A 13,549-nucleotide genomic window follows, 5' to 3' on the forward strand; every position below is an offset into this window, starting at 1 on the left:
GCCGTCGCGTCATCGCGCACCCTGGTGCCATTCGGGCACGTTGAGTTGGACCCGTACTCCCCCGGTGTCGTTGAACGTTGATTCCCAGAAGTCGAGCCAGTGCCCGGCGTCTATTTTGATGTCGTGTAGCGGTGCGAGCGCAGGCTGCAGGACGGTGGCAAAGCTGCCCAGCGGCCCGGCCAAGAGGTCGAGGTATTCGCCGAGCTTCGCGACCATGACCGTGACCGCATCGTCAGGGCCAATTACCCCCACTCCGGCATGTGAGATCGTCTCGATTTCGTGGATCAGGCCCAGGAATGCCTGAACCGAGGGTGGTAGCTGATCACCGGTCTCGCTGATCACGTAGCCGGCGTTGAGGTCGCCCAGGTTGGTGGTGAGGGTCGAGACGTTGTTAACGAGGGTGGCCAGCAGTGCCTTGTCATCCTGGATCACGTCGGCGGTCAATCCGGCAGTGGTGGCCAGCGAGTCGATGGTGTCGTCGTTGTCGGCGAACACGGCGGACATCTCGTTGACGATGGACCGAATCTGGTCGAGGTTCAGCGCCGTGAACAAGACATTGACCTTGGCGAGCAAGTCACTGGCAGTGACGATCGGCGCAACCTGATCCGCGGGGATCACCGCCCCATCGGTGAAGTACGGCGGCGCAATCAATTCCGGCTTGAAGTCGATGTATTGCTCGCCGACGGCGGAGAGGTTCTCGATGCTGATCGGGCTGGCGGCGGGAACCTGGTGTGCCCGGTCGAGTTCGATCGAGACCGCGAGCCCGAAGTTGGTGGTCTGGATACCTGACACGCGACCGACCTTGATGCCGCGCATCGTCACGTCCGATGTGGGCATCAGCCCGCCGGAAGCGTTGAGCAGAAGGGTGAGTCGGGTGACCTGCTTGGTCGGACTCACGTCCAGCACAGCGAATGTCATATAAGCGGCTCCGAAAAGTGTCATCACCGCGAGGATGACCAGTGTGGTGCGGGCGTTGAATTTCATGGCGGCAGCAGTCCCATCGTTTGCATCGCCTCGACCGCCGCGTCGGCCTTGTCCGCGGGATCCACACCCTCGCGTCCGGTCGGTGGATGAAGTTCGGTGACGGTGAATTTCGGTCCGCCCTTACGGAAGAACCCGAGGAGCTTGTAGCGCAGGAACGCGACAAACTTGTCGGCCAGTACCGGGATGGTGGTGTCGACGGTCGCCATCGTCCCGACCATCGGCGTGAGGTGGGAAAGCATCTGCATCAGATCGCCCGCGATCGGGGTGAGCAGTTCTGCGTTGAGCGTGCCGATATCGCGAGAGCCGTTGACCGTGTTGAGGATTGCCAGTGTGATCTCCGAAAGACCTTCGAGCTTCGCCGGGCCTTCGGCGACCAACCGATTGAACACAGTCGTATTCGCCGCCATCGCGGTGCTGATGTTCTCCATGCTGGAGAGCATGCCGTTGATGGTGTCTTGGTTGACCGCAAGGTCGTTGAGCACTCCGGCGACGGTGTGCTGCATGCGGGTCAGCTCAGCAGGGTCATCCGGGAACGCCTTGTTGGCCTCGACCACGGTGGTTTGCAACGTGCCGATCGCGCCGCCGCCCACCAGATTCGACATGGACCGTAGGAGGTCTTCCACGTTGTCGGCCGGTGCGGTGTTGCGCAACGGGATGGTGTCGCCGTCCCGCAGGGTCGCCGCCGACCGATCCTCCGGTGACAGCAGTGCGATGTAGATGTCACCGAGCGGAGTTGCCTGGCGGAGTTCAGCGCGCGTGTTATCGGAAAGGGTCGTGTCACCGGCTATTTCGACGTAGGCGACCGCCGTGTTGCCTTCGAGCTGAACATGATCGAGGACGCCGACCTGCACACCACCGGAGTCCACCTTGGCTCGGGCCGGCAGGTTGAGAACGCTGGAGAATTCAACCTTGATGTTGTACGCATCATCGTGCGGGTTGAAGGCGCCCGGGACCGGCAGCCGAGTCGGATCCAGCTGGCACGCCGCACTGATGCTGATCACCACTGCGGCCAGCAGTACGCGGACGGTGTACATCGGTCGTCGGGTCATCCGAACGCGGCTCCCAGGACGAGATCGGTGAGACCAAGGGTGATGGGATCGGATGCGTTGCCCGATGCACATGCCGATGCGACACCGGGGATGTTCCGTTGCGTCAGCGCCTGGCAGATCGCGCCCGCTTGTGTGGGGGCGATGGACACCTGGGGTGGAAGGTAGGTGACGTTGTGGGTACCCCACGCCGGCTCGTAGACATCGGCAAACCAGTTGCTGAACTGCGGCCACGACTTGATCATGGCGAGGATCGCGGGGCTGTGGTCGTTCAGCAGGTCCCGCAGCCAAGCGACCTGCGAGCCGGCGGTGTCATACATCCGCGGGCCGAACCGGTTCATGGCATCGACCAGGATCGGCAGCAGGTGCGAGAGATGGGCCAGGCCGGCACCGAAATTCTCCGACAGGCCCTCGATCAATTGGGTGGTCACGGGGAGCGCTCGGATGACCGACGCGAAGCTGTCCCAGTTGTGGAGGAAATCCGAGGTGAGGATCTCGCTGTTCTCGAACAGCTGCCGGTAGTCGGCGTCGGCCTGGTACGGGTCGGCGAGCATGGTGACCAGATTGCGCATCGTCTGGTTGAGACCGGGGCCGGTGCCCTCCAGAGAGCGGCTGGCCGCGCTCAGGCTGTCATTGATGGCTTGCACGCCTGGTGCGTTGAACGGGTCCTGGCCGGGCTCGGATCCGATGATCGCGTCGGCGAGGTTACCTACGGCAGAGAAGGTTTCGCTGATGCTCACCGGGGTCTTGGTGGAATTCAGCTTGATGCACCCAGGCCCGGTGAACTTGGGCCCACCGGTGTAGGCCTTGGTCAGCTCGATATGGCGGTCGGTAACGATCGATTGCGAGTAGGTGACCGCGCCGACGTCGGCGGGCAGATCGAGATCGGCGGGCACAGTGAACTGGACTTCGACGTGGTCGGGTTTGTTGACAATGGAGCTCGTGGAGCCGATTTCGATGCCGAGCAGCGCCACCTTGTTGCCGGGGTAAAGGCCCACCGCGTCGGTGAATTCAGCGCACATGGCCCGAGTGTTGCTGACCGCGGGCGTCACGATCTTGGCGCCCATGACTGCCGCCACCACGACGGCGACCACGACGGCCGTTGCCGTCGCGACACCAGGTGGGGAACGCAACCGCGCGGCTATTGCGGACAGCCCGGCCATGTCAACAGTGCCTCATGATGTTGGGCAGGCACAGGTCCTGCCCGGGAGCCAGCCGCCGGTCGCTCTGGTCGAACACGACTCCGTTGCCACTGAGCATCGGCACGACGATGTTCAGCGTCTGCCCCAGGGCGTCCAGGGCCATGCCCCAACGCTCCGGATGGGCGCTAAGGGTGTCGGTGATGTCCTCCAGCCCCTCGGCGATAGGCGCGACCTCTCGGCCGTAGAACACCGCGATGCGGTCGAGGATACGGGCCAATTCCTTGAGCAGGCCGAAGAACTCGACAATCTCGACGGCTCTCGAGGTGTACATCCGCCCGAGGGTGTCGAACTGCTCGACCAGCGTGATGAGCTGCGCACGGTTGGCGACCATCGCCCGCAGTCCGTTGTTGACGAAGTCTAGACCGCGGTGAAAGTCGACGGTGGACGCGCTCATCGATGTGGTCAATGAACTCGCCGACGAGATGAGGTTGCGCACCGCGTCGGGATAGTTGTTGGCCGCGTTGGCGACCTCCGTGAAGGTATCGTGGATGACTTCGCCGTCGACCTCTCGGATCACCGGTGTCGCCGCCTGAATGATGTCGTTGATCTCGAATGGCAACGTGACGCGGCTTGACGGAATGGCGTTACGCCCCAGCGGAAAAGGCCCCTTCGGGTCGAGCGAAACATAGTGGCCACCGAGCGGGGTGAGCAGTTTGACGTCCAGGGTGGAATCCGAACCGACCGGTACCGAACTCTCGACATCGAATTTCATCTCGACAAGCGCACCGTCGAGGCGCACGCTGGTGACCTTGCCGACCGGAATGCCGGCGATGCGTACCTGATCGTCGACGCGAACCCCGGCCGAGTTCGCCATGTGCGCGGTATAGCTGGTGTGACCCGTCGGGTTGAGATAGGCCATCGCGGTGACGGCGACCGACACCACGATGATAAGCACGCCGATGATGCCGTGCCGGCGACTGCGGACGGCGACCGCGCGCTCATCGAGCACACCGCGCCCGCCCAGCCTCGCGCGCAAGGCGGAGAGTCGGTTGCCGAACGTCATCACCGGCACACCACCAAGTTCTGTTGTGCGAACGACACTTCGCCGATTCCCGGCAAGGCGACTTCTCCGTTCGAGCAGAAGAACGTCGGGTCAGCTGGTCGGGCGTCCACCAGCCAGTCCCGCATTCCCTGGATCAGGGAGGGCGTCAACGACAGCCCCGCGATGATCGTCGGGGTCTGCGGCCACATTCGGCTGACGAGGTCGTAGAGCGGAACCGTCGTCCCATCGAAGGTGCGCTCGGTGTATTGCAGGAGATGGACGGTGCTGCGCAGCCCGGGCAGCTGAGTGTCGAGAGTGGCACGGAATTGCTCACCCACGGACGCGAACCTGGACAGCACGTCGTTGAGCTGGGCGATGAGGTGGAACAGCTGCTGTGATTTGCCGCCCAGGTCTTGGGAGATCGCACTGAGGTTGCGGATCATGACGGTGATGACCGCCTGGCGGTCCACCGCCAACTTGGCGATGACGTCGAGGTGATGGAGAAACGGGCCGATGCCAGATTCGTCACCTTGAATCAACCGCAGCAGATTCTCGCCCAAGAGATTGAACTGAGCGGGATCAAGGGTCTGGAATATCGGCTGAAAGCCGTTGAACAGCTTGGCGACATCGAATGACGGAATCGTCTGTCCCAGCGGAATCGTGCCGCTGTTGGGCAGTTGAGCATCGGGTTGGGCCGGTTGCACGAGCTCCACATAGCGTTGGCCGACCAGAGTCTGATAGCGCACGGCGGCAACGGTGTTGGTGAACAACGGGTGATCAGCCTGTGCGGTGAAATCCACTCTGGCGTTTCGCCCTTCGAGCCGGGTGGCTTCCACCTTGCCCACCTGCACGCCGGAGATACGCACGTGGTCGCCGACGTAAAGTCCTGACACGTCGGAGAACTCGGCACCGTAGCGGGCAATCGCCCCGCTGACCGGGCTGCGTAAGGCGGTCAGCACAACGAGCGTACAAACCACCGAAACCGTCGTGAAGATGGTCAACCACACCACCGACTTGGCGACACTTCTCACCGGCCACCTCCATGCGGCATCGCGTCGGGCGCGGGTAACGGCAAGGCCGCCGCCAATCCGGGCATGGTGTCCAGCGTGACTTCAATTTGCATGCGCACCTTGCCGTCGATGATCGGAAACGCCGCGCTCGTTCGGTCCAGCAGGCCGGACAACCGGTCATAGGCCGGCGCAAAGCTGCCCTGGAAGTACGAGAGCGGTAACGACACGCTCATCATCGCGTCGATGATCGGGACGAGCCACGACATGTTCTTCGCGAGGATCCCGTTGGCAGTGAAGAGCAGTTCTGTGGTCTGGTTCAGGATCATGTTCATCCGCTCGACTCCATCGGGGTGTGCCAAGAACTCCATCCCGTTGAGCAGTTCATATGCCAGTCCGATGAGTGGCACCGAGTCGCTGACACCGTTGATCACCGAGGCGAACACCGAAAGTGACTGCGAGAAGGGAACTTTCTGGGAGTCGGCGAGCATTCGGATCAGATCGAAGTATGACCGGGTCACCGGCTCGGTCAGGTCGGCATGTCGACGCACCACATCGATGATGTGCTCGACGTCGGGCGAATCGATGATGCGGCCGAATTTCTGGCCTTCGCGCAGCAGTCCGGTGATGGAGGCCGACCGCACGCTGGAGTCAACCATCAGCGTCTGGTTCGGGCGCAACCGTGGCCCGGTTCCGCTGCTGACCAATTCGACGGCTGCGAGACCGAACGTGTTGGATGACATGAAGTTCGCGGTCGTGTCTGCCGTCAAGGCGGCCGCTTGGCGTGGCTCGAGCTCCAGCGTGATCTTCTGCTTGTCGTATCCGACGGATTGCAGGCTCTCCACCGATCCGATGGTCAGGCCGCGAAACTTCACCTCGGCACCCGGCGCCAGACCCTCGCCGAGGGTATCGGCCAGCACGGTCAGCTTGAACGTGTCGGCGAGGCCGCCGGTGCTCACGTGGTAGAGCACTGTGCCCGCCACGCCGAGGATCACCGCGGCGATGAGGCCTCGGATCCGCAGCGAGCGCGAACCGAGCGCCCGCACCCCCTGGTCGGATGACACTGGTTGGCTGAAAGAGGGAGGCATGGCTACCCCGATATCCGAATTCCGGCGCTGTTGCCCCAGAACAACAGCGTCAAGACCATGTCGACGGCGACCACGGTGACGATGCTGGCCCGGATGGCTCGACCAGAGGCGCGGCCAACACCTTCGGGACCGCCGGAGGCGTAGTAGCCGTGATACGCGTGGATCACGATGATCAGCGTGACGAAGATGGCCGCCTTGAGCACCGAGAACAGCACGTCGGACGGCTGGATGAACGAGTTGAAGTAGTGGTAGTAGGTGCCCGATGACTGTCCGTGAAGCCCGTTGACGACCAGCGCGCAAGACGCATAGCTCAACAGCAGGGTCACGATGTACAGCGGAACGATGGTCAGCATGCCTGCGAGCACGCGGGTGGTGACCACGAACGGGATCGACCGGATACCAAGGGCTTCCAAGGCGTCGATTTCTTCGTTGATCCGCATCGCACCGATCTCGGCTGTCATCCGGCACCCCGCCTGCGCGGCGAATCCGATGCCCGCGATCATCGGGGCCATCTCACGGGCGTTCGCATAGGCGGAGACGAACCCGGTCAGCGGACCCATGCCCACCATGTCTAGGGCCCCGTACCCTTCTATCCCCACCGCACCGCCGACCGCGGCTCCCATGAGCACCAGGACGCCGACGGTGCCCCCACCAACGATGAGCGATCCGTTGCCCCAGATCACGTCGACCAACAACACGCCGGTTTGGTGACGGTAATGCTTCAGGGTGTGCGGTACCGCGGCGAGCACCTGGGTCAGGAAGGAGAGCTGGTGACCGAGGTGTTGCAGAAGCGAATCACCCTGGCCGACGATCCACCGCGGGCCCCGCAGGGCGCGCGGAAGATATCGTGAGGGTGTCGCCATCGACTCAACCCATCCTCAGGGGCATGGACATCGACACTCCCTGAGTGATGATCAGGTTGAGGATGAAGACGGCGACCACGCCGATGACGACCGACGCGTTCACCGCGTCGGCCACGCCGCGTGCACCGCCCTTGGCCTCCAGACCTCGCTGGCAGGCGACCAGGATCACCACGACACCGAAGAGCCAAGTCTTGAGTGCGGCGACCACGACATCGCCGACGCTGGCAAAGGCCGCGAACGATGCGATGTAACTACCCGGCGTCCCGCCCTGGAAGCCGACGTTGATTGCATAGCCGGCCGCCAGCCCCATGAAGATGATGAAAGAGCAGAGCACCGGTGCGACGAGCACCATCGCGGCCAGCCGTGGGGTGACCAGCCGCTGCACCGGGTCGACGCCCATGACGCGCAGTGCGTCGACCTCTTCGCGAATGGTGCGGGCGCCGAGGTCTGTGGCCACTGCCGATCCGGCCGCACCACCGAGCAGCAGGGCGGCCACCATCGGCGCACCCTGGCGGATCACCCCTAGGCCGCCGGCGGCACCCGAGACCGACGAAGCCCCCACCTGCTGGATGAAGCTGCCGACCTGCACGGCCACGATGACCCCGAACGGGACCGACACCAGCAACGCAGGTATCGCCGTCACGCTGATGATGAACCAGGCCTGGTTGACGGTGTCCCGCCATGGATGGCGCAACCGGAACAAATCGGCGATCAAATAGCCGAACGCATGGGCTCCCAAGCCGAAGAAGCGGCCCAAGGTCTGCAACGAGGAATCGGACTTCCTGAGGATGGACCGCAGTGGTTTGCGCAGCATCGCGCCGATGTGGCGGCCCCTCGACTCCGCCGCGAGGTCTTCGTGTGAGCCGAGCTTCTCGCGATGGGAGGCGTCGATGCCGTCGGTGGTGGTACTCGCGTCGATACCGGGAAGCCGATTGACTTCGATGTCGGTCGCGGCGTCGGCCCCGCTCGCGCTATCAACCCTGACGGTCAAACGCTGGTTCCTCCAGCTCTCGGCGACGACTACTCCCCAGGAAGACGCAAGCCTGGGGTGCCGTGGTTTTACCCGCGGTACCGGAGTACGGGCGTGCTATCACCGGCCATAGGTGTCCGTCCCGGACAGCAATTGAATCTGACGCAGGGGACAATTTCAAGCAAACGCAAAACAGCAGTCTTTGACGCTCGCTTTCCGAACCAGACCAGCGACGGAGTACCGACGCCGATCGCGATCCGTGGCGATGTGGCCCGGTCGAGCTATGTCAGCACTGAGCGCATTCTTTTCGCGGCCGACAGCGACACATGCCCTATGGGACTGTCTCCGGTCATATGGAAAAGATCGCTACCACGAAAGAAGGGCCGCAGATCTGCGGCCCTTCTTGGTGGAGCTGCCGGGAATCGAACCCATCGCAACGGTCGGCTCGTCGTCGGTCGCGCCAGCGGGGCGGGCAAGGAACAGCACCGGCGCGGCTCATTGGCTGGCAGGGCTGACGCGGGTCGCCTGCTTCAGCGGAATGACTCGGCCTCAAGACCTGTGATCGCCGCGATGACCTCAAAGTCTGCATCGCGGTGAATGATGCTGGCGCCGTGGCGAATCGACAAAGCGGCAATCAAACAGTCATTGATACTTCGGATTGTCTGACCGGTGCGTCGGGCCGCCCGGTAGATGGCTGCAGCACTGCGATAGTCGACTGAGTCATCGATTTTCAGCGACGGTAGCCCATTCACAAGCTGCTCGAGCTTGGCGTATTTGTCGTCATCGACTGCGCCGGACAATATCTCCATCGCGATGGGCTCGCACATAACGACCCGATCCGCGTCGGTTGACAGCAGTCGGCGCACCTCGATCGCGGCGGCCGACCCGGTTGCGCGAAGGTATTCGATCCAGGCCGACGTATCGATCAGGATCATCAGAATTCGCTGGGTCGCTCTCGCCGAATGTCGTCAAGGTCGGCGTCCCATCCGACGCCTTCCAGACTTAGCAGAAACTCCCGACTCAACGGGACGCCAACCAGCCGCCGTAGAGCCAGGTCGACGGCCTGCTTCTTGGTGGGAATCCCGTATCTTCGCATCACCTGAGCGACGAGCTCGTCATCAATATCGATATTCGTGCGCGACATACACCTAGCATACACATCACATACACCTCAACTAGGCGAAGATTCCTGTGAGAGCCGGGAAACCAGGGGCAGGATGCGCGGCGGTGTTGGCGAGGAGCACGGCGGCTCAGCACTTTGATGTCTTGATGGAGAAAGGCCCAGGCTCGGGGATTATCCCTGACCTGGGCCTTCTTGGTGGAGCTGCCGGGAATCGAACCCGGGTCCTACGGCATTCCCTCGAGGCTTCTCCGTGCGCAGTTCGCTATGCCTCTACTCGGATCTCCCGATCACGCGAACAAGTCAGGATGACGATCCCAGTCGCTGTTTGATGTCCCCACGGATTCCGCGACCGAACCCGTGGGTGGGTCCCTCTAGCTGATGCCAGGGTCCGGGCCGAGGGCACTCCCGGGCTGACAGACTCACAGTCGCTTAGGCAGCGAGTGCGAAGTCGCGCTGATTGGAATCGGCGCTTAATTGGTTGCAACGACGCTTACGGTGGTCTCTTGCCTGCACCGGCACGCTTCCCTTGATTCGATGCGCGAAGTCGAAACCGTTCAGCCCCTCGCACCCCTGCCGACCATCGGCAGGACATTTCATTCTACCGGCACGCACAACACGCGCCAGCGGACAAATAATCCCAGTTAGATCACCTGACTGAGGTCCCGAGCATCCGACTGGGCTACGACACCAGGCCCTGTTCGATCAGCCAGTCACGCGCCACCAGCGCAGGATCCTCGCCGTCATTGTCGACTTTGGCGTTCAACGCGAGCATCGCGTCGTTCGTGAGTCTCGGATTGAGCTGGGCGAAGATCTCTTCCAGCTCGGGGTGCGCGTCGAGCAGGTCGGTATTTACGACCTCGGTGAGGTTGTAGAGCGGGAAGAACTCTTTGTCATCCTCGAGTACCCGCAGGTTCAGCGCCGGAATGCGGCCGTCGGTCGTGAAAACCTCGCCGAAATTGCAGTCGCCGTTGGCTGTCGCGGTATAGATGACGCCGGTATCGAGTGTCGTGACGCGCCCCAGGTCGGCGCGTGTCAGTCCATAGGTCTGCAGCATCGGCACAAAACCGTCATTGCGATTCGCGAATTCGCTTTCCACGCAGAACGTCAGCTCAGACCGGTCGAGCTTCCTCAGATCGGAGAGCTGGGTGACCCCCAGCCGTTCTGCGGCGTCTTCACGGATCGCAAACGCATACGTGTTGTTCATCGGAGCCGGCGGAAGCCAGGTCAACCCGTTGGTCTGATCGGCCTCGTTGACCGCCTGCCACTGAGCGGTCTCGCCCTTGATCGGCTGCTCGTTGCCCAGGTAATTGATCCACCCCGTTCCGGTGTACTCGGGCGAGATGTTCGCGTCGCCATTGAGCATGGCTTGGCGCACACCGAAGCTGCCGGGTGTATTGGTCAGGTTGGTGACGTCGGCCCCCGCGGTACTCAGGATGGTCGAGAGCATATTGCCCAGAATCAGTTGCTCGGTGAAGTCTTTGGCTGCAACGGTGATCTGCACGCCTTCGAGCGAATCGTAATGTTGAATGATCCCGGGGCGGGCTTCCAGTACCGCCCCGCTGGCCGATCGCAATCCACACCCGCCGACGACAACGATGCAGCCAATGGCGACGACGACCTTGGACCAAGTGCCGACGGGTGTCGCCATACGAATCAGAGTCCCTTTGGCGCCGCGACGATTTCGACGACGCGGGCCAGCCAGTCGATGAACAGCGCCAACGCGGCGACGAGGATGGCACCGACCACCAATGTCACGTTCTGCTGCAACTTGATCCCCGTCGTGATCAGCTGCCCCAAGCCGCCGCCGCCCGTGAACGACGCGAGGGCGGCGGTGCCGACGATGAGTACCAACGCCGTTCGCACGCCGGCCACGATCACGGGCAGCGCCAAGGGCAACTCGACGCGGAGCAGCGTGGAGAACGAAGACATGCCCATGCCATGGGCGGCTTCGACGAGACGGGGATCCACACCATCCAGGCCGGTCACTGTGTTGGCGATGATCGGCAGTGCGCCGTAGACCGTCAATGCGACGACGGCGCCGACCTGCCCGATACCGAAGAGCACCGCCCCAAGCGCGATCAACCCGATCGCCGGCGCGGCCTGCCCGAAACCCGCGACGGTGATGATCGGCTTGGAATAACGGCGCATACCCCCTCGGGTCAGCACGATACCGATCGGGATGGCTATCAGGCACGTGAGTACCGTTGCCGCAAGGCTGATCGTCATGTGCTCGCGCAGCAATGTCACCAGGTTCGAGACACCCAGCGATCGGCGCTCCGAATCGGACACATCGGTGACGTTGACATAGACCAGCGAGCCGACGACGGCGACGACACATGCGAGCGGCTGGATCACCCAGCGCGCGAGACTTCGGCGACGGTCTTTCGCTGTCCGCGAACCACTTTCGGTATCGGTGATCGCCGGGACGACAACCGTCACGATACCGGCTCGGCGGATTCGGCTGCGCTGTGCAACTCCGACATTGCATCCATGATGGTCTCGATCCGGATGACGCCCTGATAGGCATTACGGCGTCCCGTCACGACCACGACGCCGTGCGATGAGGTCAGCATCTCGTCGAGCGCGTCGTTCAGCGTCGACGCCAGGTTCACCGACTCCAGATCTTCGTCACGGTCCACTCGCTCAAGCGAATTCGGCACGCGGAGGTCGGCAAGCGACATCCAGCGCTGCGGGCGATCCTGGGCGTCGAGCACGATGACATGCTCTCGGTTGATCGCTTGCGCCGCTCTGACGGCCTCGGCGGCATCGCCACCGACCCGCGCGACCGCGGCCTCGTGGAGTTGGACATCGCGGACTCTGGTCAACGTGAGTTGTTTGAGCGCCGCACCATGGCCGACGAAGTCGCTGACGAAGCTGTCGGCGGGGTTGGCGAGAATCTGTTCGGGAGTGTCGTACTGCACGACCTTCGACCCGACCTGCAGGATCGCGATCCGGTCGCCCAGCTTGACCGCCTCGTCGAAATCGTGCGTCACGAACACGATGGTTTTGCGCAATTCCTCTTGCAGCCGCAGCAATTCGTCTTGTAGACGCTGCCGCGTAATTGGATCGACCGCACCGAAAGGCTCGTCCATGAGCAATACCGGCGGGTCGGCAGCCAGGGCGCGGGCAACGCCGATGCGCTGTTGCTGACCGCCGGAAAGCTCACGGGGGTACCGATCCCGGTACTTGTCTGGCTCGAGGCCGACGAGATCCAGCAGCTCATCGATGCGGCCGGTCACCCGCTTCTTGTCCCACTTCAGCAGCCGCGGGACGATCGCGATGTTGTCACCGACCGTCAGGTGTGGGAAGAGCCCCGCGCCCTGGATGACGTACCCGATGTGGCGCCGAAGTTGGTCAGGATCGCGATGAGTCACGTCGTCCTCGCCGATCAGGATGCGGCCGGAGGTCGGTTCGATGAGGCGGTTGATCATCTTCATGGTGGTGGTCTTGCCGCAACCCGAAGGCCCGACGAGCATGACGATCTCGCCGGCCGGAATCTCCAGGGTGACGTCGTCCACCGCCGCCGTCGCCTGACCCGGGTAGCGCTTGGTCACACCGTCGAGCAAGATACGGGCACCGCCGACGCCACGTGCCCCGCCGGCTCCCGCAGGTGGCGAATCTTCGACTGTTGAGTCAGACACGGATCCCCCTTGAGGTGGTGAGTCGAGTGATGACGTTGAGCACGGTGTCGAGAATGACCGCGAGGATCAGGATGCCGACGGTGCCAGCCACGATGGAGTTCGTCGCGTTGGCGCCACCTGTCCGCGAGATACCGGAGAAGATGTAGCCACCCAAGCCCGGGCCGAGGGCGAATGCCGCAATCGCCGCGATACCCATCAGCATCTGAGCCGACACCCGGACCCCGGTCATGATGACCGGCCAGGCCAGCGGCAACTCGAGGCGCAACAGCGTCATCAGACGGTTCATGCCCATGCCGCGAGCCGATTCGACCAGCGACTTATCCACCCCGTTCAGGCCCACCACGACATTGCGCAGGATCGGGAAGAACCCGAAGAACACCAGCATGATCACCGACGGAAGTACCCCGATTCCGACGATCCCGACGAGGACACCCAGCAGGGCATACGACGGGATCGTCAGGCCAACCGCGGTGATGGTGTTGCCGACCGTCGAACCCCACGGTGAGCGATAGATCAGCACGCCCACGATGAGGGCGAGCGCGGCCGCGACCAGCAGTGTCTGCAGAACGAGGCTCATATGCTGATAAGCCAGGAATGACAGCACTGACCAGCGTTCACGGACGAAATCGAAAAACGCCAACTC

Annotated in this window: 14 protein-coding genes and 1 other RNA gene; all 15 read right to left on the bottom strand. The window is 62.9% G+C overall.

What is annotated here, in order from left to right:
• Positions 1–9 precede the first annotated feature (9 nt).
• Positions 10–984 carry an MlaD family protein gene (locus tag G6N36_RS11510; protein WP_163686627.1) on the bottom strand — a complete coding sequence of 325 codons (975 nt, stop codon included), beginning with the start codon at positions 982–984 and terminating at the stop codon, positions 10–12.
• Positions 981–2,033 carry an MlaD family protein gene (locus G6N36_RS11515; RefSeq protein WP_163686628.1) on the bottom strand — a complete coding sequence of 351 codons (1,053 nt, stop codon included), beginning with the start codon at positions 2,031–2,033 and terminating at the stop codon, positions 981–983. Before G6N36_RS11515 ends, G6N36_RS11510 begins: the two co-directional genes overlap by 4 nt.
• The gene (locus G6N36_RS11520) at positions 2,030–3,193 is read right to left on the bottom strand and encodes an MlaD family protein (RefSeq protein ID WP_163686629.1); all 1,164 of its coding nucleotides are present in this window, start codon (positions 3,191–3,193) and stop codon (positions 2,030–2,032) included. Before G6N36_RS11520 ends, G6N36_RS11515 begins: the two co-directional genes overlap by 4 nt.
• Before the next feature lies 1 nt (position 3,194).
• On the bottom strand, positions 3,195–4,235 hold the full coding sequence (locus tag G6N36_RS11525) for an MlaD family protein (protein ID WP_163686630.1): 1,041 nt from the start codon (positions 4,233–4,235) through the stop codon (positions 3,195–3,197).
• Positions 4,235–5,245, bottom strand: coding sequence for an MlaD family protein (locus tag G6N36_RS11530; RefSeq protein ID WP_163686631.1), 1,011 nt, complete (start codon positions 5,243–5,245; stop codon positions 4,235–4,237). The genes G6N36_RS11525 and G6N36_RS11530 overlap by 1 nt, the downstream gene beginning before the upstream one ends.
• Positions 5,242–6,309, bottom strand: a complete 1,068-nt coding sequence (locus G6N36_RS11535) for an MlaD family protein (RefSeq protein ID WP_163686632.1) — start codon at positions 6,307–6,309, stop codon at positions 5,242–5,244. Before G6N36_RS11535 ends, G6N36_RS11530 begins: the two co-directional genes overlap by 4 nt.
• 2 nt (positions 6,310–6,311) lie before the next feature.
• Positions 6,312–7,172, bottom strand: coding sequence for an MlaE family ABC transporter permease (locus G6N36_RS11540; RefSeq protein ID WP_163686633.1), 861 nt, complete (start codon positions 7,170–7,172; stop codon positions 6,312–6,314).
• A 4-nt stretch (positions 7,173–7,176) separates the two neighbouring features.
• Entirely contained in the window at positions 7,177–8,163 is a 987-nt protein-coding gene (locus G6N36_RS11545; protein ID WP_163686634.1) for an MlaE family ABC transporter permease, read from the bottom strand.
• A 509-nt stretch (positions 8,164–8,672) separates the two neighbouring features.
• A complete protein-coding gene (gene vapC / locus G6N36_RS11550; protein ID WP_163686635.1) occupies positions 8,673–9,077 on the bottom strand; it encodes a type II toxin-antitoxin system VapC family toxin in 405 nt (134 codons plus the stop codon).
• Entirely contained in the window at positions 9,077–9,286 is a 210-nt protein-coding gene (locus tag G6N36_RS11555) for a type II toxin-antitoxin system VapB family antitoxin (RefSeq protein ID WP_179964762.1), read from the bottom strand. Before G6N36_RS11555 ends, vapC begins: the two co-directional genes overlap by 1 nt.
• Positions 9,287–9,458: 172 nt before the next feature.
• Positions 9,459–9,827: a transfer-messenger RNA gene (gene ssrA, locus G6N36_RS11560) on the bottom strand.
• 117 nt (positions 9,828–9,944) lie between these two features.
• Complete coding sequence (locus G6N36_RS11565) at positions 9,945–10,913, bottom strand: glycine betaine ABC transporter substrate-binding protein (protein WP_163686637.1); 969 nt, start codon at positions 10,911–10,913, stop codon at positions 9,945–9,947.
• 5 nt (positions 10,914–10,918) lie between these two features.
• Positions 10,919–11,683, bottom strand: coding sequence for an ABC transporter permease (locus tag G6N36_RS11570; protein WP_163690621.1), 765 nt, complete (start codon positions 11,681–11,683; stop codon positions 10,919–10,921).
• Between the two features lie 17 nt (positions 11,684–11,700).
• Positions 11,701–12,906: an ABC transporter ATP-binding protein gene (locus tag G6N36_RS11575; protein ID WP_179964763.1), complete on the bottom strand. Its 1,206-nt coding sequence runs from the start codon at positions 12,904–12,906 to the stop codon at positions 11,701–11,703.
• A complete protein-coding gene (locus tag G6N36_RS11580; RefSeq protein WP_163690623.1) occupies positions 12,899–13,546 on the bottom strand; it encodes an ABC transporter permease in 648 nt (215 codons plus the stop codon). Before G6N36_RS11580 ends, G6N36_RS11575 begins: the two co-directional genes overlap by 8 nt.
• Between the last annotated feature and the right edge of the window lie 3 nt (positions 13,547–13,549).

This window comes from Mycolicibacterium gadium, from assembly GCF_010728925.1.
GTDB lineage: Bacteria > Actinomycetota > Actinomycetes > Mycobacteriales > Mycobacteriaceae > Mycobacterium > Mycobacterium gadium.